The 281-nt window shown below is 66.9% G+C and carries 2 pseudogenes; both read left to right on the top strand.

Annotated features, from left to right (window positions below):
- Positions 1–126, top strand: a pseudogene (locus tag EN851_RS37630) (AraC family transcriptional regulator); the annotation flags it as partial.
- Positions 127–153: 27 nt separating this feature from the next.
- A pseudogene (locus EN851_RS37635) lies at positions 154–274 on the top strand (D-galactonate dehydratase); the annotation flags it as partial.
- Positions 275–281: the final 7 nt, after the last annotated feature.

Genomic DNA, 281 nt, shown 5'->3' on the forward strand with positions numbered 1-281 from the left:
CTGGAGCGGGGACAAACGGTCGGCCAGACGGCCCGGCGCTGCGGCTTCGGTTCCGAGGAAACGATGCGGCGCGGCTTTCTACGCGTCCTCGGCACCAACCCGCGCGACTACCGTGAGCGCTTCTGAGCGGGCCAACAAGGCCGTGTTGAGGATGGCTATGTCGCCAATCCCGACGGTCCGGGTCGAGGACTGCGTGAAGGAGCGCACCAAGGAAGGACACCGATGGCGCAACCCGGTCTGGCGCCCCAAGGACGGCTCATTTGCCGAATGGTAGACCGGCG

It is taken from the genome of Mesorhizobium sp. M8A.F.Ca.ET.208.01.1.1, assembly GCF_004791315.1.
Lineage (GTDB): Bacteria > Pseudomonadota > Alphaproteobacteria > Rhizobiales > Rhizobiaceae > Mesorhizobium.